Below are 20,189 nucleotides of genomic sequence, written 5' to 3' on the forward strand. Positions count from 1 at the left end.
TATGGATGATTCAAAAAGAAGCCATGACTTTTTATGGATAGTGTTATTTCTTATTGTATTCATCAACGGCTTTGAAGCAGGCGGATATCAGGCAAGTCTGTGGAACATCGGGAAAAACTACGACTTGTCGGTTACATCCATGGGCCTGTTTGCTTCTGTTGAGCTTTTTGCGACAATGCTTGCACCGTTGATTCTCGGAGGATGGGCAGACCGAACCGGAAAAGCGAAGTGCATTACAATTCTCTTAGCTCTTCAGATCACGGCAGCAACTTTGATATTCTTCACTGATGCGGAGAAATTCTTTATCGGTGGAGTATTCTTCCTGGGACTTACCACCAGCGCTCTTCAATTTATTTCCATCGCAGCTCTAATTGACGCATATCCCATAAGCGGAAGTAAGAAGATAGGCTACATCACATCCATGTATGCCTTCGGTGCACTTACGTCGCCGCTTATTGTTAATTATTATCTTGGAAAAGGCCTAAGCTGGCGTACACTTTTCGCGCTTCTTGCAATAGGAAGCACAGTATCTCTGATAGGCCTGTTTAAAACTAAGAACACCGCGACTGAAACAGCAGTAGCGGGAGATTCCGCGCAGAGCAAGAACTCTGCCGGAGAATTTATCATTGGCGGAATTTTACTTTTGTGCACAATCATGTGTATCTATGTCGGTTTTGAAAACGGCTTTGCCTTCTTCGTCGATACACTGTTTACCGATGTATTAAAATCAGGAATCGGGAAGTATGCTCTGTCACTTTTCTGGGCTGTTATGATTCCTTCGAGAGTTATCGTCGGCCACTTCTCGAAGTATGCGCGGCAAATTCTCCTTACTGCCACTGCTGCAATTCCGATTATCACAATAATCCTAACCAATTCCGAAAACAGCATGCTTGTACTTTTACTTTGCATACCGCTTGGCTTTGCGAGCGGGGCAATCTATCCCTGCGTACTTAATATAATGAAAACTATGGCAGGGAAGAAGACAGCAACAGCAACCGGAATGATCACCACCGCTACAGGTATTGGCGGAGTAATATTTACAGCCCTCACCGGAAAATTCGGGGATCTTTTTGGACTTCGCAAAGCAATCATGTGTCTTGCGGGCTTCTTTATAATATCTTTTTTGTCAGCATATTTCGCAGGGAAAATTCATAATAGGAATAATATGTAATTCTCATAAGTAATTTTATATGTAAATTTTTTGTAAACAATTTTTTTCTTGTTCTTTAAAATGCCGGTTAAATCACACCGGTTTCCGCGCTATTTCTGCGCTAACAGAATTCATTTAACAAAAAAGCTCGATAATAAAAGAGGAAACTCATAAAATTCATGTATACTTGAATATATATGCAAAGAGCGCATGAATTTATTTTTGTATGTCTTAATAATTGTATAAAGTGATGAAATTACTAAAAAATGCTTGCTATAATCATAGAAACGTATTATATTGTAATCGTTTCATGTAATTATGATTGTGCTATGGAGAAGAAAAATGTTGAAGAGGTCTAGCAAAGTAATTTCATTCGTGCTCGCTATCGCGCTTATGATAGGGGTGTTCAATGTAAATACCCTTAGTGCAGAAGCAGCGACAATCAGCGGCTATGCTAATGTGAATTTTATCTGGTCCGGAAATGGTGACATTCCCGGTGAGTCCATAAAATACGGAAATAATAATAAGGAAGTTTGGCCCAGATGGAAAAGCACAGGTGATCAGTCACAACCGGCAAATAATATATACTTTGCGAGCAAGCATAAAGAATATATTTTTGAATTGAAAGATGAATATCAGGGCTATGATGTATACGAAATCAGGATAAAACTGAGCCGTCAGAATACTCCGATTTCCCTGGCATTGCATGATGAAATTACACTGAGCGATGGCAATAATGATACTCACAAAAATAAGGCAGATCTGTATAATCAAAGCATGAATTCAAACGGTGAGATTATTATCAAGCCAGATTTCTCCGGTAAGTTCAAATATATAGGCTTTGTATCCCAGGTAGCAGGAACAGTAATCGGAATAAACTCAGTTACTGTTGTAAAAAAGAGTCATGGTGATCAGTCATCTACATATTCCGGAACAACAAATACTTTAACGTATTTTGCAAAAAAGAATATGGCATTCTACAATATGTATCCTAATGAGGATAATAAGTATTGGGGTAATAAGAATGTCATAACAGACGGAAGTATTTATTTCGGAAGAGATTATCAGGAATCTTATTTTGACCTCGGACAAGATATTGATATAAGTAAGCTTGTCAGCATAAAAGCAAAAATATACAGTTGGGATACTTCTCTTAGAACTCTTACATATATTTTATATGATAAAAACTTCAATCAAATATGGTGCAGATATGATATAAACGGAACCGGAAACTTCGGAACTGAACCTGTGGCCGGAAAAGCCAGATACTTTGGCGTAATGTCAAATAATGATGATTACGAAGGGAATATATACTGGTCAACAAAAAAGGTATCCATCAGTGATGTGGAATTTGTTATGGCAGATAAGCCCAACCCGATCATTGATCCCAGCGCAGAAATTTCTGAAGCTCAGAGTGCATACACGGAAGCATACTATGCATACCTGGAAGCTTCAAATGCTGCAACAAATGTTAAGAATAATCCTACTGCAGATACTATTTCAAAAGCGCTTGAAGCAGCAGATTCAGCTAATAAAGCAGCAAGCAGAGCTGATGCAGCTGCAACGGCATTATATGATATTGTGTCTAAATTAACGGATTCAGATGCAAAAACCAGAGCAAATAATAATGTATTTTATGCCCGTTACTATGCTTATCTTGCTGAAAGCGCAGCTATACAGGCTAAATCAGCAGCAACTTCAGCAAAGAAAAAGTTTGATGATGCAGCAACAGCAGCAGCACAGGCAGCTAATGATGCAGCAACAGTTGCAAATAATGCGGCAAGCGCGGCCCAGAGAGCAGCAGATTCAGCAAATGCGGCACCAAGTGCAGACACAATCAAAACAGCAGAAACAGCAGCAAAGGCAGCAACAGATGCAGCAAAGGCAGCTGACACAGCTGCGAAAAATGCTAAAAATGCAAAAAGTGCAGCATATAGCAAAGATGCTCAGACAGCAGCTGGAAATGCATATACAGCAGCGAAGAATGCCAAGGATGCAGCTAATACAGCAGCGAAGAATGCAAAGGATGCTGTAAAATCAGCTAAGCAAAAACTTATTGATAAAGCAGAATCAGCAGAGGCAGCAGCAACAACTGCTGCAGATGAGGCAAACACAGCAGCAAAGGCAGCAAGAGATGCAGCTGCAGCAGCCAATGCAGAGTCAGAGAAGGAAAAACCTTCCATAGAAAAACTGGAGATAGTAGCAAAGAATGCTGAAGATGCAGCAGAGGCAGCAATAAACAAAGCAAAAGCAGCAGCAGAGGCAGCAACAGCAGCAACAAAAGCAGCAAATACAACAGATTCTACAGTAAATAAGAATGCGGAAAATGCGGCAACAAAGGCAATAAATGCAGCAAATGCAGCTACAGTATCTGCAGATGCAGCAAAGGCAGCAGCAGATGCAGCAAGAGTAGTAAAGATTGCTAAGGAAGTAAGTGATGCAGCACAGGCAGCAAAGGATAAGCCTTCAGCAGATACAGTAGCGGAAGCAAGTGCAGCAGCTAAGAAAGCAGAAGATGCAATAACTGAGGCACAGGCAGCTGAAAAGGCTGCAGAGGAAGCCATAACTAATGCAACTGATGCTGATACAAAGAAAGCAGCAGAAGATGCTAAGAAAGCAGCAGAAAATGCTGTAACAAAGGCTACAGAAGCTAAAAAGGCAGCAGAAAAAGCAGCAGAAGAGGGACAGGGAAAACTTGAAGCTGCAGAAAAGGAAGCAGCGGAAAAGGCAACTGCAGCAGCTAAGGCAGCAGACGAAGCAGAAAAGGCTGCAGTTAATGCTGAGAAGGCAGCAGAGGAAGCTAAGAAGAAAGCTTCTGAAGCAAAAGCAACTCCTACAGTAGATACGATAAAAGCAGCTGAGGAGGCTTCAGAAAAGGCAAAAACAGCTAAGACTGCAGCAGAGACAGCAATGGCAACAGCAGATGCAGCAGCTAAGGCAATAACTGATAAGAATAATTCTTCAAAGAAAGATGCTGAGACAGCAGTAGGCCTGGCAGATACAGCAATAAAAACCGTAGAAGAAGCTCTGAAAGTAGCAGCTGATGATATTGCAGCAGCTAAGAATGCTCTTGATGAAGCTGCAAAAAAGCAGGCAGAAAGTGCAAAGGCAGCAGCAGAGGCAGTTAAAGGTCAGGCGGATTCAGCAAAAACTGAAGCAATCAATGCAAGAGAGGCAGTTGATGCTGTTGATCCCACAGAAGGTCAGATTAATGCAGCTAAATCAGCAGCAGATGCAGCAGTTCCAACTGCAGACATGACAAAAAAGACTGCTTCATCCTTAACAGATATAATTAACAGCATTTTGAATAATCCTTATATATCGGATGCTACAAAGGATGCCGCAAATACAGCAAAGACAGCGATAGGGGATGCAACCACAGCTGCCAACCAGGCAATAGAAGAAGCTTCAGAGACAAGACGTGTTGCAGAAGAAGCTCAGAGTAAACTTAATCAGAAGGCAACAGAAGCACTCCAGAAAGCACAAACAGAAGCTGCGGCAGCAAAAACAGAAGCAACTAATGCAGTTGACGGAGCAAAGGATGCTGCAGAAGCAGCAAAGGAAGCTGCTGAAAAAGCAGAAGCGGCTGCAAAAGCTGCGCAGGAGAATCCGTCAGATTCAACATTTGAAGAAGCAAAAGCAGCAGCAAATGATGCTAAAGATAAAGCCAATAAGGCCAAGGATGCAGCTAATGATGCAGTAAATAAAGCTGAAAAGGCAAAGGAAGCAGCAGAGGCAGCAAAGACTGCAGCTCAGTCATCCGGTGATGCAGCAACGATAACTTCAGCAGGCAAGGCTGTAGATGACGCCACAAATGCGGTTTCAGCAGCAACTGCAGCTAAGAAGGCAGCAGAAGCAGCAGAGGCAGCAGCAAAGGCAGCAGAAGCAGCTATAGCAGCAAATGAGGCAAAGGCAGCTGTGGAGAAGACTCCTTCTCAGGCAACAATTGACGAGGCAAATACTGCAGCAATAAATGCAGAAGAAGCAGCAAAGGCAGCAGAAACAGCAGCAACTGCAGCCAGCGAGGCAGCCGGCAATACAGATGATGAAATTGCCAAAGGAGCAGCAAATACAGCAGCTGGAGCTGCTAATTCAGCGGCAGGAGCAGCAAATACAGCAGCACAGGCAGCAAGAGAGGCGGCACAGGCAGCACAGAACAATCTTGAAAAGGATGCAGTAGATAAGGCAATAAGTGAAGCACAGGCAGCAGCTGAGGAAGCAAACGAAGCAGCTAAAACAGCAAATGAGTTAGTTAATAACACAAATGATAGTTATTCTCCTGAGGCTGTAACAGCTGCGGAGACGGCAGCAAAGACAGCATATGAAAAAGCAAAAACAGCATATGAAAAAGCACAGGCAGCAACAGATGCAGCAGCTAAGACAAATAATGAAGATTATAAACAGACATTAGCAAAGGCAGCAGAAGAAGCCAGAAAAGCAGCAAATTCAGCATCCCAGGCATCAACTGCAGCATACCAGGAAGCAAAGAGAGCTTCTCAGGGTGCAGAGATCAGAAAAACTGTAGATGAGACAACAGCAGCAGCCGATGCAGCTGATGCAGCTAAGGTAGAGGCGCAGAATGCACAGAAAACAGCAGAAGATGTAGCAAAGAAGGATGATAATGACATTACTGAAGATGCAGTAAATGAAGCTTCTAAAGCAGCAGAGAAAGCAAAGACTGAGGCAAAGACAGCATCTGACAAGGCTAAAGCAGCTGAAAAATCAGGAAATAAAGCAGCTGAATTGATTGATACAGCTAAGAAAGCTATAGATCAGGCTGAAACAGAGGCAAAAGCATATCCTGATAGTGAAGATAAAACAGCATGGCTTAATAAGATTGCTAAGGCCAAGGATGCAGCTGAAGCAGCTGCTACGGAAGCGTCCAATGCAGTAGCTAAAGCGAAGAAAGCAGCTAAGGATGCAGCAGATGCAGCAGAGAAAGCAGCTGAAGCAGCAAAGGATGTTCAGAAAAAGTATAACGATAAGCTGAGTGCAGAAAATGCTGCAGCAAGACAGGCAGCACAGGATGCAGCAGATGCAGCTAAAAAGGCAGCAGATGATGCCAAGGATGCAGCTGATAAGGCAAAGAATCTTGCAGATGATGCAACAAAGAAGGCAGAGATTGCTGATAAAGAGCGTACAGCAGAAAATATAAAGGCAGCAGAGGATGCAGCTGACGCAGCTAAAAAAGCAGCAGAGGCAGCAGCAAAGGCAGCTGAGAATGCAGCACAGGATGCAGCAGATGCTAAGAAGACAGCAACTGATGCAGGAAATAAAGTTGCTGAAGGTACAGCTAATACTGCAGCAAATACAGCCGGAAATGCTGCAACAACTGCAAAAGAAGCATCAGAAGTAGCACAGGCAGCAGCAGATGCTGTAAAGAATACAAAGGAAGCAGCGGAAGCAGCAAAGAAGGCAGCTGATGAAGCAAAGCAAGCAGCAGACGCAGCTAAGAAAGCTGAAGCTTTAGAGAAGGCACAGACAGCAGCAGATGAAGCAACAAAAGCAGCTGAAAAAGCAAAGACAGCAGCTGATGAAGCAGCAAATGCTGAGGCAGAAGCTAAAAAGGATCCTTCAAAAGATACAGCCCAGGCAGCAGCTGATGCGGCAGACAGAGCACAGCAGGCAGCAGAAGACGCTAAGGATGCAGCAGACGCAGCACAGAAAGCAGCTGATGAAGCAGCTAAGGCAGCTGAAGGATTAGACGACACAGAAGCTACAGATGCTGCAGCTAAGGCAGCAACAGATGCAGCTAAGGCAGCTGAAGCTGCGGCTCAGGCAGCTGAGGATGCTAAGAGAGCTGAAGATGCAGCAAATCAGGCCGTTGAAGCAATCATATCTGATGAAGACAAGAAGGCTATTGAAGAGGCAGCCGAGGAGGCGGCTAAGAAGGCAGCTGAAGAAGAGGCAGCAAAGAAGGCAGCTGAAGAAGCAGCTCAGATAGCCGAGGATGAAAAGAAGGCAGGCGAGAATGGTCAGAATACTGATCCCTCCTCCAAAAATGATCCTGCAAATGGTGATAACGGCGCAGGCGAGAACGGCACAGGTAACACCGGCGCAGGCGAGAACGGCACTGGTAACACCGAAACAGGTGAAAACGGAAACGGCCAGGGTACTACTCCCGAAGGTTTGGAGAACGGTGGCAACAACGGATCAGGCAACGGCACAGGTGCCGGAACCGGTGAAGCAGTAATTCCACAGGATGTTGCCGGGAACAACGGTAATTCCGAAACAGTTCCCGAAAAATCTGAGAACTCAGAAAATGCTAATGAAAGTAATAACGGTCAAGCTAAGTCTGGAAGCAAATGGAGTACTTCTGATTATGAAGAAGATGATAATGAATTTGATCCCGATTTTGCTGACTGGGATGAGGACGAGAACTTCGAATTCAATGGAGTCCTTCCGGCAACTGTTACAATAAGAGGCATCACATACTATGTTGGTGCTGACGGAAGAGCTACAGTTACAAAGATTGGAAAGATTAAAAAGGCTTACATTAACGCTATTACATTAAATGGTGTTAAGTATCCTGTAGTTCAGATCAAGGCAAATGCCTGCAAGGGTAACAAGACTCTTAAGATTCTTAAGATCGGCAAGAACGTAAAGAAGATTGGTAACAAAGCATTCTTTAAGAATACAAAGCTTAAGAAAATAACAATTAAGGCGAATAAGTCTCTTAAGGTAGGAAAGGGCGCCTTTAAGAAGCTTGCCGGTGGTGCAACCATCAAGGTCAAGAGTGTTAAAGGAAAAGCTAAGGCTAAATTTATTAAGAAGCTTAAGAAGCAGGCAGATGCTAAGATAAAGTAATCATCTAAATAGCATAAGAAAAGACGCAGATAGAGAAATCTATTCTGCGTCTTTTTGTATTATCTAGCTAATGAGATATTGACACCTTCCGGGTGCCGGAAGATACCTTATTTATCTTCATCCAAAGGGAACGGAAAATCCTGAATCTCTGCGAGCGCATCGGAGAAACGTTTTGTAAGGCTCGCCTCATTATCCAGAATGTATCCAAGCCTCTGGCACCAGATTTCGTAAAGGATATTCACCATTTTTTCCGGATCATAGCCCAGATCGTTTAAAATGGCGCGCTCCTGATCAAGTAAATCATGGTAGTGCTTAAACTGCGGATCATCCTGAAGATCGTCTTTTGCTATATTTATAAGAGAATTGATTTTTAAGATATCCATAAGGTAGTCTCCTTGTTTCTCTATATCTATATTTTAACCCTTTTCATGCTATAAAAATCTAAAAGTTATCTTAAAAATAAACCAAGTAAGCTTTTGAAAAAAGGGCGTAAAAAGACTATAATTTGTATATTCGGTATAGAAAGAAAATACTATATGTAGTGGGAGGAAAAAAACAAAAATGTCAAAGACAATTACACTGACAATCAAAAAGCAGAAAAATATCGCGCTCATAGCTCACGATGGTAAAAAGGCTGAGCTTATCGAGTGGTGCAAGAATAATGCGGAACTGCTGAAGAAACACTTTTTATGCGGCACAGGAACCACAGCACGCATGATTACAGATGCGACGGATCTTCCGGTCAGAGGTTACAATTCAGGCCCTCTTGGCGGAGACCAGCAGATCGGAGCTAAAATCGTTGAGGGTAAGATCGACTTTGTAATATTCTTCTCTGATCCCCTGACAGCAGCGCCTCATGATCCCGATGTTAAGGCTCTCATGAGAATTGCCCAGGTGTATGACATACCTTTTGCAAACAACAAGGCAACAGCTGATTTCCTTATTCATTCAACACTTATGGATGAGGAATATGATCACGACATTATAAATTTCAAGCAGAATATTGAGCATAGAGCAGAGACCTTGCTCTGATGCCCGGGAGGAGAAGGAAAAATGGCATCAGGTACACTTAGATATTATTCACTTGCCCAGGGGGGACAGGTTAACATCAATTATTCTATTCCGGCAGATACTCCGGACTTTATGGTGGCAGAGAATCCGAATTTCAAGCGACCCATGAAGACCTTGTATCTTCTTCACGGCTATTCCGGAAATGAGAGCGACTGGATTTACAGCGGTGTCGCTGAGGATTTGGCTTCTACTTATAACCTTGCGGTTATCATGATTACAGCCGGCAACAATTTTTATCTGGACAGAAAGGCTACAGGCCACCAGTACTGCACCTTCGCAGGTAAGGAAGTGGTGGAATTTACAAGAAAACTGTTTGGCTTATCTGATAAAAAAGAGGACACTTTCATTGCCGGTCTTTCCATGGGAGGCTTCGGAGCCCTTCACACAGGTCTTGCTTTTCCTGAGACCTTTGGAGGAATTGTGGCACTGTCTTCCGCACTCATCATTCATGAGGTTGGAAACATGAAGCCGGGAGAGGGCAATGATGTAGCAAACTACGAATATTACAGCGAGGTATTCGGAGATACCACCAAGGTAGTGGAATCCGATGCCAATCCGGAGGTTTTGTACAAGCGCCTCAAGGATGAGGGTAAGAGTATCCCTCCGATTTACATGGCAGTCGGAACAGAGGATTTCCTCTACGAGAACAATCAGGTGATGAGGAAATTCCTTGAAGACAATGATGCAAACATGAAATACGAAGAAGGTCCCGGAATCCATGATTGGAAGTTCTGGAACAAGTATATTTATAACGGAGTTGAGTGGGTTCTTAACACAGTCGGATAATTGGGGAAAAGTCTGTTGGGGGTTGTATGGAACTGTACTATAACATGATCGTTAATATCGGCTTTCTGATTCTGATTGCCAATATTTTAGTCAGGATTCCGGTAGTAACACAGATAATCTGCGAAGAAAAAAAGCACACGCTTTTAGCCAAGCTGGTGCTTGGAGCAATCTTTGGCGGCTTTTGCATTTTTTCGACCTGTACAGGCGCCCAGGTTCAGGGCGCCATACCCAACACCCGTGTTCTGGGTGCCCTTGCGGGAGGTCTCTTATGCGGACCTACCGTGGGGATTCTTGCAGGGCTCATCGGCTCTGTTCATCGTATCCTTTTTGATATTCATGGTGTGACCACCTTCGCCTGCGCACTTTCCACTTTTATGGAGGGCGTTCTTGGCGCTTTAATCTACACCTTTTTCCAGAAAAGAAATATTGATTTTGAGTGGTACTTCCTTGTGATGATAACCGCTGCCTGCGAGTGTCTTCACATGGTTAACCTTCTCATTTTCGTAAAGCCCTTTAGCCTTGCGGAGAGCATTGTTAAGGTTATCGCCATACCCATGGTGGCATTTAATTCAGCCGGAATGGTGTGGTTTTTCTCCGTGTTCGAGGATGTCTATACGAAGCAGAATCTTATAGCGGCGGATAAGATGAGGCTTGCTCTGAATATTGCGGACGCCTGCGTATTGAATATCAGGAAAAGTCGTATCACCGATGATGATTATAAGGAGATGGAGAAGACTATCAGCGGCTTTTCCAGGTGCAGAGACGTATTCTTCTTGCCTTACAGTCAGAAGAACAGGCTCTTTGAAAGTGAGTATGAGTTCAGTGAAGACTTTGTGGAGGGCATGGAAAAAGAGTGTACCACTCAGCTTATCTACAGGAAGGAAAAACGTCCCTTCGGTTTCAGGCAGGCACTGGTTGCTTCCGGCTGCCGAGTAACAATGGGAAATGAAACCTGGGGATACCTTGTTCTGGTATTTGAAAGACGATATTCATCTCCGGAGGCTGCGGAATGTCTGGTATCTGCGCTGGCAAAATTCTTTTCAACCAATTATGAAGCCTATCAGGTTGAGTACCAAAAGAAGATGCGAGAGCGCGCAGAGTTTAGGGTACTTCAGTCGCAGATAAATCCTCATTTTTTGTTTAACAGTTTAAATACTATCTCCTGTTTTTGTAGAGAAAAGCCCGACTATGCCAGAGAGCTTTTGCTGGCGCTAAGCGTGTACTTCAGGCATAACCTTAATTCGAGTAATGACTACATGATAGATATCGCTGCTGAATTTGAGCAGGTGGATGCATATCTGATGCTTGAGAAGGCCCGATTCGAGGATAGGCTCAGAATAGAGAAGAATATCGAGGAAGATATTCATATGCAGGTTCCGACGCTGATCCTCCAGCCCATTGTTGAGAATGCGATTAAGCACGGAGCGATGAAAAGAGAGATCGGAGAAGTCAGGATAGATGCCGGAATGGACGGCGAGGAGCTTTTGATAAAAATATCCGATAACGGCCACGGCATTCCCGATCAGGTACTCCGTGCTTTCAATGATAAAACGACCAAAGGTAAATACGGACTCCTTAATGTTGACGGAAGACTTCGCAGCATCTACGGAGAAAAGTACGGCCTCGTAATCGATTCATCACCTGAGGGCACAACCGTTACAATCCGTATCCCACCCAGGACACTAATTTGATTATATGCCTTCCCCCTCTGGAGTAAGGTGCCCGAAGGGCGGATGAGGTGAAAAAAATGACACGAATCCTTATCGCCGACGACGAACGTCCGGCACGCAGCGAACTGCGTTTCCTGCTTGAAAAAATAATAAGACAGCTAAACCGTCCCGATGCCGAGATCCACGAAGCGGGCAGCGGAGCAGCAGTTCTGGAGCTGACAGAAAAAGTGAATTTTGATGTCTGTTTTCTTGACATTGAGCTCGGGGACATGAAGGGAACAGAGCTTGCTGAGACAATCATAAAGAAAACGCCGGATGCCGCGATTGTATTTGTGACGGCTTATGAAACCTATGCCCTGAATGCCTTTGAACTTGATGCCATTGACTATGTCATGAAGCCCTTTGACGAGGTGCGCATAAGGAAAGCTGTCGAGAAACTCATGCAAAGAAAAGTCGCGGTAAAAAAGATGCCGGGGCCCTTTGCACTTCCGGCGGGAGATCACATGGAAGTGGTTATGGCTGACAGCATCAGTTATATTGAGGCGGTACACAAGGGAGCCAAGGTCCACTGCCATAAGAGCGTATACTTTACAGGAGATCCTCTTATTGAATGGGAGAAGAAGCTTTCCTCTGCAGGCGACCAGTTTGTCAGGGTTCACAAAAGCTTTATAGTAAACTTAAATGCCTGTGAAGCCCTTGTGCCCGATTACAATAACGGATATGCATGCAAGCTTAAGGATTGCGGTGAGGAGACTATTCCTATAAGCCGTAATATGATCCATGAGATAAAAACTCATTTTGGAGTCTGAATATATAACTGATTTTTATAAGCATATACATTTTAGTACCCATTTTTTGCATTTGAATCCCGGAGCATTGCTTCGGGATTTTCTGCGACTATACTTAAAAGTAGGGAAGAAATGTCTTTCACTAAAGTATAGGAGGGGATTCATATGATCAGCTTTTTGGTATGTTTGTGTGTTTTGGTAGCAGGTTATTTTATCTACGGCGGCATTGTTGAAAAAGTATATGGGCCGGATGACAGACAGACTCCGGCAGTAAGAATCAATGATGGTGTAGACTTTGTTGTAATGCCGAGATGGAAACTATTTTTGATTCAGCTCCTTAACATCGCAGGTCTCGGACCGATCTACGGTGCTCTTGCAGGAGCTCAGTGGGGAACATCCGTATTCCTCTGGATTACCCTCGGAACCTTACTTGCAGGTGGTGTACATGACTTCTCGGTAGGTTTCATGAGTATGCGTCATGACGGCGCAAGCGTATCTGAGCTTACAGGTATGTACCTTGGAAACATTATGAAAACCATCATGCGTGTTTTCAGCGTAGTACTGCTTGTAATGGTTGGTACTGTTTTCGCAGTAGGCCCGGCCGGACTTATTTCACTTCTTATTGGTAATCAGGGAGGTTCAGGACTTCTTACGAACACAACCTTCTGGCTTGCTCTTATTCTTGTTTATTACTTTATCGCAACCTTTGTTCCGATCGATAAGATCATCGGTAAGCTTTATCCCGTATTCGGTATCTGCCTTATAGTTATGGCAGTTGGTGTTGGCATTGGAATTTTCACACATGGATATACAATCCCTGAGATCGAATTATCCAATCTTCATCCCAGCAGCACACCTATATGGCCAATGATGTTCGTATCTGTTGCCTGCGGCGCTATTTCAGGATTCCATGCAACCCAGTCACCTCTGATGGCTCGCTGCTGCAAGACTGAAAAAGAAAGCCATATGGTATTCTACGGAGCAATGGTATGTGAAGGTATAATCGCCCTGGTTTGGGCTGCAGCAGGCAGTGCAGTTTATGCAAGAACCGGCGGCCTTACAGCAGGTCTTACAGAAATGCTTGGAAATGGCCAGGCAGCATGCGTATATGATATCTGCACAAAGACAATGGGCGGCTTTGGTATAGTTCTTGCAATGCTCGGTGTTATCGCTTGTCCTATCACATCAGGCGACACAGCTTTCCGTTCAGCAAGACTTGTTATTTCAGACTGGTTCAAGGTAGATCAGAAGCCTTATATGAAGAGACTTATCCTCTGTGTACCGCTTCTTCTTGCAGGCGCATTTATCAGCCAGCTTAACTACAATGTCATCTGGAGATACTTCAGCTGGTCGAATCAGACACTTGCTATGATAGCTCTTTGGACAGCATCAATGTACTTGTACAGAAATTCCAAGAACTACTGGATTACAGCAGTTCCCGCAACCTTCATGTCCGCAGTATCCGTTACATATTTCTTCTGCGCACCCGAGTGCCTGCATCTGTCGACAATGATTGCTTATCCTGTTGGAATTATCGCAGCGATTGCATTCCTGGGACTCTTCATTGTAAGCACAAGAAAGCCGGTGGTGAACGACGAAAAAAAAGATGATCACCATCAGCACTTACACACAGCCTGACAGCAGGTGGTGATTTACAGGCAAACTAAAACGGGAGCTTCGGCTCCCGTTTTTAATTGCCTTCCCCCTCTGGGGGCGCTCGACGTCCGGGGGACGTCGGTTCAGCGCGGACCGAAGCGGAGCGAAGACAGGTGGCACGAAGTGCCGGATGAGGGGATTTTTTTAATTACTTTCAGTTAAGGCTTCAACGATTTTCGTGTAAGCCGGTTTAGGCTGGTAATACTTGTCAAAGAGCCTTGAGTTGGTTGTATCACCCTCACGGTAATGATCGACAAGACCAAACAATGTGACATTGGTTATGTTTGCTGGACCGCCGTTGTCACTGTCAAGTCTGCAGAGCATTTTGAAAATGCGACCGTATTTATCAGCCTGTCTGCTAAACTGAGCGTCGGTTTCATCATCGACTCCCACTGAGAGTTCTGTTATCTGAATCTCAAGACCGAGCTCGGAGAATTTGCGGATTGCAGATTCTATAACGGCATCCGAAGGATAATCGATGCCCCAGTAACCCTGCATTCCAATGCCGTCTATCAGTCCTTTTTCTTTCAGAGATTCACAAAGCGTATAAATACCTTCAGTTTTGGGCGCCTGATAGGTATTGTAGTCATTGTAGAAAAGCTTAACATCATCTGCGACATATTTTCTTGCGTAGGTAAATGCCATTTCTACGTAGTCCTGGCCGATAGTCTTGTACCATGGATTATCGGCGTTTTCTATTTTGGTTCTGCACATGAAAGCACTGTCAGAGTCTGCGCTGTCGGGATCGACTGCCTCATTTACAACATCCCAGCAGTAAACAACTCCGGGATATTCATCCTGAACATGAGTTACTAGCTGGCGGATATAACTCTCCATTCTAAGGAGCATGGTATCCTTGGAAACATATTCGCCGTCATCTGTGTAACCCTCTCTGAAAAACCACTCAGGAGCCTGGGTGTGCCACACGAGGGTATGTCCTCGCATCTTCATGCCATTTTGCTTACACCAGGAAAGCGTGGGATCTATGGACATAAATGAAAGAGCAGGCTCTTCATTTCCCTCTTCCAGGTTTTTCTGTGATCCGACCTGATCCAGTATGTAGCAGCTTTTCATCAGGTTTGTCATTGTGCAGCTGTTAAAATGCTTCTTGGAGAGCTCCATATACTGCGGAATGTTTAAGGTCTGATTGTCCAAAGTACTTCCGTTTATACCCACGCCGATAGTGAAATAGTTTGCGCACAGATCCTTTAAAATCGCGTCATCCGTAGGTGCGGATTCTTCCTCAGTATCGTCTGTCTCTGTGGAAATCTCACTAACTGCTGTTCCGTTTGTGGTAGGATTGGTATTTCTTCCACAACCACTGAGCGATGAGATAATAAGGGCACTCATCAACAGAACACAAATGCAATTTTTTCTCTTCATCTTAATTCCCTCACATAATATTGATTTTTGTATTCTCTACTATAAATGAACATGGCTGTACTATCTAACCATTAGTTGCCATGATATACGTTTATATTGCGGGAACGATTAACGCCAAACGGCAAAAGGTAAACATTTTATCCACGAAACCGTAAAAGCGAATTATAATGATTTTAATAAATCAAAAAAAGTCGAGGGGTTTATATGATAATTGCTAAGTATTTCGTGGAGTTCCTGTTCTACAGCTTTCTGGGCTGGGTGTGGGAATCAATTTATTGCACAGCCAAGGAGAAGAAGTGGGCGGACAGAGGCTTTTTGTTTGGGCCGGTGTGTCCGATCTACGGCTCATGCGTTGTGGTAACATCAGTAGTTTTCAGCTATTTCAAGGTGCTTTCTTCGCCTGATTTTCCTATATGGGGCATATTTATTATCTGTATGCTCGGAAGTGCTGTTGCCGAGTTTGCGACTTCCTGGGTACTTGAAAAAAGATTCCACGCCAGATGGTGGGATTACAGTACGATGCCTCTAAACATTCAGGGGCGCATATGCGTACCGGTAAGTATTGCGTTTGGAATAGCCGGAGTTTTGATAGTAAAATTCCTGATTCCTGTTGTGGAAGGTTTGCACTCTGTGGCCAATCCTCATATCTATGAGGTTCTGGCAATAGTTCTTGCAATGGTATTCGGAGCAGACTTTGCTCTCACCGAGGCCAGCCTTTCAGCACTTTTGAAGGATGTTGAGAGGATGCACGAGGAATTCAACATTCGAGCCCAGACCAATTATGAGAAGATGGCCTCAGCTTCCAAAGCTATTGAGCAGAGAATTACGGAAGAGCGCGCGGCGGCCGAACTGCGGGTGGAAGCGCTCTCAAAGGCTTATGTTGAACAGCTCTCTTTGAACCAGAGACGAATACTTCTTGGAATAGAGAGCTTTACATCCAGGAAAAACGAAGAACTTGCGAATCTGAAACTGAAGAATAAGTTTGCGCAGGACCTTAAAAACAAGGTAAGAGAGCGCAGGTCAAAAAAATAATCATCCGGTATTTACAAAATTAAATATGTGTAATAAAATATAACCGACAGCTTGTCGGTTATATTTTTTATTTCATAGAAAATTCCTATGAGATAAAAAAGTATCAGGTAGAATTGGAAGATGAGAATAGTTAAAAGTGCTGAAGAGAGAAAAAATGAAATATTGGATGTTGCAGAGCAGCTCTTTGCCGAAAAAGGCTACGATAATGCAAGCACAAATGATATCATAGCCAGAATCGGAATTGCCCGCGGCACCCTGTATCATCATTTTGGATCAAAAGAAGAGATACTTGATGCGATAATTGACAGGATGACCCGGGAGGGTATAGCCAGAGCTGCTATGATTGTTGGCAGCAAAGATATGTCGATTGATGCGAGGCTGGTTGGAGCCCTCAGTGCACTTAATGTACAGAGCAATGTCAAGGATGAAGTCATGGAGCAGATTCATAAACCTCAGAATGCTCTATTACACCAGAAGATGCAGGAGAAGCTGCTTGGCGGTGTGGTTCCTCTGGTGACAAAGCTCATAGAAGAAGGAATTTCAGAGGGGCTGTTTAATACTTCATATCCAAGCGAAGCGTCTGAGATGATAATGCTTTATGCAAATACCGCTTTTGATGAAAACGAGAACTTATCACCGGAGCAAAGGATAAATAAAGGAAAAGCATTTATTTATCACGCTGAGAGAATCCTTGGGGCAAAACAAGGGAGTATGCAGGAATCGCTTATGAGATTCTTTTAGAATTTACAAGGGACTTACAAAAGTGAGTCCCATATATTTGAAACTTTGACCGACAATCTGTCGGTAAGGGCGAGGTGAAAAATGTATATGAGACTTTTACTTAATGATTTAAAAAAGAATAAGCTTTCTGCCATGGCTACCTGCATCTTCATGGCAGCAAATGCGACGCTTTTGGGACTGGCGATACTTCTTTTTGTCAGCCTGTCCGATTCCATAGATTCACTTATGCGCACTGCGATAACTCCTGACTTTTTACAGATGCATACCGGAGAGATAGACGAAGAGGAGCTGAGAGTTTTTTCACAAAACAGAAGCGATGTCCGGAATTGGCAGGTATGCAAATTCCTGAATTTATCAAATAGTATGCTGCGCATCGGTGGTAAAACCTTTGATACCAACATGCAGGATAACGGCCTTTGCTATCAGAGTGAGGAATTCGATTATCTTGTGGATATGGATAATAACATTATTGATCCCGGGGAGGGAGAGGTCTATGTGCCTGTCTGCTATAGAGATGAGTATGAAGTAAAAGTGGGAGATGTTCTGAGTATCGGCTCAGAGGAACTCACTGTCGCAGGATTTCTAAGGGATTCTCAGATGAATTCTGCCATGGCTTCATCTAAGAGATTTCTGATAAGTAGAGCTGACTATGAGCGCCTGAGACCGATGGGAAGTGAGGAGTATCTGATTGAATACAAGCTTTTGGGCGGAAATGATATCAATGCTTTTGCTACAACCTATAAGGATGCGAATCTCCCTGATAACGGCCCTACGATCACATATCCTCTTATCAGAATGATGAATGCTCTTTCGGACGGCTTAATGATCCTTATTATTCTGCTAGTCAGTGTGGTGGTGCTTTTTATATCAATGCTTTGTATCAGATGCATACTACTGACTCAGCTTGAAAAGGATAAAACCGAAATAGGTATGCTTAAGGCAATCGGAGTGTCACGAAGAGGAATTCACACTTTATATATGCGCAAATACATGATCCTTTCCGTGTTTGGATGTATCTTCGGAAGCTTACTCGCGGTAGTGATATCGGACCCTCTTTCGGCCCAGATGAAAGCTCTGTACGGAGATGCAGGAGGGATGGGGAAAATCGGTATCCTGATGATCATAGGAGAGTTTTTTGTTCAGGTTATTATCCTTTTGTATGTGAGACTGACACTTTCCAAAACCGAGAAAGCATCTGCTGTTTTAGTCATGAACGGACAGGGGAGTTTCGGGAAAAAGAAGAACCTATGGATTCCGATTGGAATAATAACCGCATTCTCGGTTTTTATGATAATGATACCCCTAAATATCAAGAGTACCCTGTGTGCACCCGATTTTGTTACCTATATGGGAATTGGCAAGAGCCAGATTCGCATAGATATAAGGCAGACAGGTGGCGGTGATAACCCGGAAGAACAGCTTCAAAGGAAAATCGGGACAGATGCTAGGGTTAGCGACTTTGTGCTGATGCAGACAAAATCCTATAAGACAGAGATGCCAGACGGAGCATCCTACAATCTTCTTATTGAAAACGGCGACCACGGGAAATTTCCGGTAAGTTACAGCAAGGGGACTTTTCCTTCAAAAGCAGATGAGATAGCGCTCTCCGTACTAAATGCGGAGGAGATGAAAGTGGATGTTGGAGACACCATCAAGGTTTTTACCGATAAAGACGGGAAAGCGGATTCGGAGATATCCTGCAAAGTATGCGGTATTTACTCTGATGTGACAAACGGAGGGAAAACAGCGAAGGCGTGTATGCTTTTCGATAATGATAATCTTCCCGTGATGTGGAGCATCATATATGTCTCCTTAAAGGATGGACAGCCTTTGAAGGAATGGACAGAAGAATATCGAAGCGCTTTTGCAAATTCGGGTGAGGGCATTAAGGTGACTCTCATCAGCGAGTATCTGGACGGAGTGTACGGTCAGACCATTGAAAATATAAAACGCACTTCTGCTGTTGTTATGATATTTGCCTGCCTCGTTCTTTTTGTTGTAATTCTTTTGATGCTGCGTCTGCTCATCTGGAGAGAAAGAGGAAGTAACTCTTTTAAAAAAGCGCTTGGATTTACGAGTGGTGAGATCAGAAAGGAATATCTAAAGAAAGCTGCAGCGGTTCTTGTTATAGGGATAGTGCTTGGCATTGTTGCAGGAGCATTTCCGGGAGAGGGGCTGGCAGGAGCAGTGCTTGGGATGATGGGAGCGAAGGGCTTTCGCTTTATCATGGATCCGTTTTATGTAGGAGCGGTTGTTCCTATGCTGATTGTGATTACAGTTTTGGCTGCGGCATTTACGGCACTTCTGGAGATAAAAAATATTCGCGCTAACGAATGCCTGGGGGCCGGACAAGGAAGGTGAGATATCTATGGAGAAAATATTAAAGGTAAAAAATCTTAGAAAAGGGGCAATTCTAAACGGCATAAGTTTTGAAGTGCTGCCCGGTGAGCTTATAGCAATTATGGGGCCATCGGGTTCAGGGAAATCAACGCTTTTATACAGCGTATCCGGCATGGATACAGTGGATGGCGGAGAGATTTCATTTTGCGGGAAAAACGTAGAAGCATTAAGCGAAGATGAGAGAGCAGAGCTTCGGCTTAATCACATGGGGTTTGTGTTTCAGCAGATGAACAGCCTTTCAAATCTTAACATAGAGGATAATATAGTTTTTCCGGCAGTTCATTCAGATAAGAAAAAAAGCAATGCTCATTATGAGAAGGCGAGACTACTTATGGAAAAATTCCACATAGAAGATTTGGCAATGCGAAGGGTGAATGAAGTCTCCGGGGGACAGCTTCAAAGGGCATGCATATGCAGAAGCATGATAATGGAGCCGGAGATCATTTTTGCGGATGAACCCACGGGAGCTCTGAATCAGTCTGCGTCAGCAGAAGTTATGGATGCATTTCTAAAGGCCAATCAGGACGGGACGACAATTCTGATGGTGACACATGACAGTAAGGTTGCGGGTATATGTGACAGGATACTGTACATTCTCGATGGCGAGATAAAGGGCGAGCTTAAGCTTGGAAAATATAAAGCGGAAAATAGAAAAGAAAGAGAGCAGGAGACAGCTGTGTGGCTGGAAAGTATGGGGTGGTAAAT

At 43.8% G+C, this 20,189-nt stretch carries 13 protein-coding genes; 11 read left to right on the forward strand and 2 right to left on the reverse strand.

The features are described 5' to 3' along the window. Nucleotide 1: 1 nt before the first annotated feature. Together BMW61_RS11810 and BMW61_RS21600 are read left to right on the forward strand one after the other, a co-directional pair. The gene (locus BMW61_RS11810) at nt 2-1,171 is read left to right on the forward strand and encodes an MFS transporter (RefSeq protein WP_091822124.1); all 1,170 of its coding nucleotides are present in this window, start codon (nt 2-4) and stop codon (nt 1,169-1,171) included. Nucleotides 1,172-1,492: 321 nt separating this feature from the next. After that, nucleotides 1,493-7,957: a leucine-rich repeat protein gene (locus BMW61_RS21600; RefSeq protein ID WP_139176288.1), complete on the forward strand. Its 6,465-nt coding sequence runs from the start codon at nt 1,493-1,495 to the stop codon at nt 7,955-7,957. Nucleotides 7,958-8,064: 107 nt separating this feature from the next. On the opposite strand, the gene BMW61_RS11820 is transcribed toward BMW61_RS21600, so the two are convergent. Then, complete coding sequence (locus tag BMW61_RS11820) at nt 8,065-8,340, reverse strand: hypothetical protein (RefSeq protein ID WP_022760653.1); 276 nt, start codon at nt 8,338-8,340, stop codon at nt 8,065-8,067. Nucleotides 8,341-8,518: 178 nt separating this feature from the next. On the opposite strand from BMW61_RS11820, the gene BMW61_RS11825 reads away from it, so the two are divergent. From BMW61_RS11825 to BMW61_RS11845, 5 genes are all read left to right on the forward strand, one after another. Beyond that, nucleotides 8,519-8,989, forward strand: coding sequence for a methylglyoxal synthase (locus BMW61_RS11825; RefSeq protein ID WP_022760652.1), 471 nt, complete (start codon nt 8,519-8,521; stop codon nt 8,987-8,989). 21 nt (nt 8,990-9,010) lie between these two features. Beyond that, the gene (locus tag BMW61_RS11830; RefSeq protein WP_022760651.1) at nt 9,011-9,814 is read left to right on the forward strand and encodes an alpha/beta hydrolase; all 804 of its coding nucleotides are present in this window, start codon (nt 9,011-9,013) and stop codon (nt 9,812-9,814) included. Between the two features lie 26 nt (nt 9,815-9,840). Then, nucleotides 9,841-11,505: a LytS/YhcK type 5TM receptor domain-containing protein gene (locus BMW61_RS11835; protein WP_091822127.1), complete on the forward strand. Its 1,665-nt coding sequence runs from the start codon at nt 9,841-9,843 to the stop codon at nt 11,503-11,505. Between the two features lie 56 nt (nt 11,506-11,561). Next, a complete protein-coding gene (locus tag BMW61_RS11840) occupies nt 11,562-12,293 on the forward strand; it encodes a LytR/AlgR family response regulator transcription factor (RefSeq protein WP_091822129.1) in 732 nt (243 codons plus the stop codon). Nucleotides 12,294-12,437: 144 nt separating this feature from the next. Next, complete coding sequence (locus BMW61_RS11845; RefSeq protein WP_022761716.1) at nt 12,438-13,910, forward strand: carbon starvation CstA family protein; 1,473 nt, start codon at nt 12,438-12,440, stop codon at nt 13,908-13,910. Nucleotides 13,911-14,072: 162 nt separating this feature from the next. Here the strand turns inward: BMW61_RS11845 and BMW61_RS11850 are convergent, their stop codons facing one another. Continuing rightward, nucleotides 14,073-15,311, reverse strand: coding sequence for an endo-1,4-beta-xylanase (locus BMW61_RS11850; RefSeq protein ID WP_091822132.1), 1,239 nt, complete (start codon nt 15,309-15,311; stop codon nt 14,073-14,075). Nucleotides 15,312-15,515: 204 nt separating this feature from the next. Here BMW61_RS11850 and BMW61_RS11855 point away from each other — a divergent pair, with 204 nt between their 5' ends. The 4 genes from BMW61_RS11855 to BMW61_RS11870 all read left to right on the forward strand — a co-directional run bounded on the left by BMW61_RS11855 (nt 15,516) and on the right by BMW61_RS11870 (nt 20,187). After that, on the forward strand, nt 15,516-16,343 hold the full coding sequence (locus tag BMW61_RS11855; RefSeq protein WP_022761714.1) for a putative ABC transporter permease: 828 nt from the start codon (nt 15,516-15,518) through the stop codon (nt 16,341-16,343). 120 nt (nt 16,344-16,463) lie between these two features. Beyond that, nucleotides 16,464-17,084, forward strand: a complete 621-nt coding sequence (locus BMW61_RS11860; protein WP_091822135.1) for a TetR/AcrR family transcriptional regulator — start codon at nt 16,464-16,466, stop codon at nt 17,082-17,084. A gap of 87 nt (nt 17,085-17,171) precedes the next feature. Beyond that, nucleotides 17,172-19,445, forward strand: a complete 2,274-nt coding sequence (locus BMW61_RS11865) for an ABC transporter permease (protein WP_175475176.1) — start codon at nt 17,172-17,174, stop codon at nt 19,443-19,445. A gap of 7 nt (nt 19,446-19,452) precedes the next feature. Next, a complete protein-coding gene (locus BMW61_RS11870) occupies nt 19,453-20,187 on the forward strand; it encodes an ABC transporter ATP-binding protein (RefSeq protein ID WP_091822142.1) in 735 nt (244 codons plus the stop codon). Nucleotides 20,188-20,189 lie beyond the last annotated feature (2 nt).

Source organism: Butyrivibrio sp. ob235 (assembly GCF_900109475.1).
Classification (GTDB): domain Bacteria; phylum Bacillota; class Clostridia; order Lachnospirales; family Lachnospiraceae; genus Butyrivibrio.

Bases quoted from the DNA above. Each gene is read 5' to 3' on its own strand.
- BMW61_RS11825 (WP_022760652.1), top strand. From the start codon at position 8,519: ATGTCAAAGACAATTACACTGACAATCAAAAAGCAGAAAAATATCGCG.
- BMW61_RS11835 (WP_091822127.1), top strand. From the start codon at position 9,841: ATGGAACTGTACTATAACATGATCGTTAATATCGGCTTTCTGATTCTG.
- BMW61_RS11830 (WP_022760651.1), top strand. From the start codon at position 9,011: ATGGCATCAGGTACACTTAGATATTATTCACTTGCCCAGGGGGGACAG.
- BMW61_RS11840 (WP_091822129.1), top strand. From the start codon at position 11,562: ATGACACGAATCCTTATCGCCGACGACGAACGTCCGGCACGCAGCGAA.
- BMW61_RS11810 (WP_091822124.1), top strand. From the start codon at position 2: ATGGATGATTCAAAAAGAAGCCATGACTTTTTATGGATAGTGTTATTT.
- BMW61_RS11870 (WP_091822142.1), top strand. From the start codon at position 19,453: ATGGAGAAAATATTAAAGGTAAAAAATCTTAGAAAAGGGGCAATTCTA.
- BMW61_RS21600 (WP_139176288.1), top strand. From the start codon at position 1,493: ATGTTGAAGAGGTCTAGCAAAGTAATTTCATTCGTGCTCGCTATCGCG.
- BMW61_RS11865 (WP_175475176.1), top strand. From the start codon at position 17,172: ATGAGACTTTTACTTAATGATTTAAAAAAGAATAAGCTTTCTGCCATG.
- BMW61_RS11820 (WP_022760653.1), bottom strand. From the start codon at position 8,340: ATGGATATCTTAAAAATCAATTCTCTTATAAATATAGCAAAAGACGAT.
- BMW61_RS11845 (WP_022761716.1), top strand. From the start codon at position 12,438: ATGATCAGCTTTTTGGTATGTTTGTGTGTTTTGGTAGCAGGTTATTTT.
- BMW61_RS11850 (WP_091822132.1), bottom strand. From the start codon at position 15,311: ATGAAGAGAAAAAATTGCATTTGTGTTCTGTTGATGAGTGCCCTTATT.
- BMW61_RS11855 (WP_022761714.1), top strand. From the start codon at position 15,516: ATGATAATTGCTAAGTATTTCGTGGAGTTCCTGTTCTACAGCTTTCTG.
- BMW61_RS11860 (WP_091822135.1), top strand. From the start codon at position 16,464: ATGAGAATAGTTAAAAGTGCTGAAGAGAGAAAAAATGAAATATTGGAT.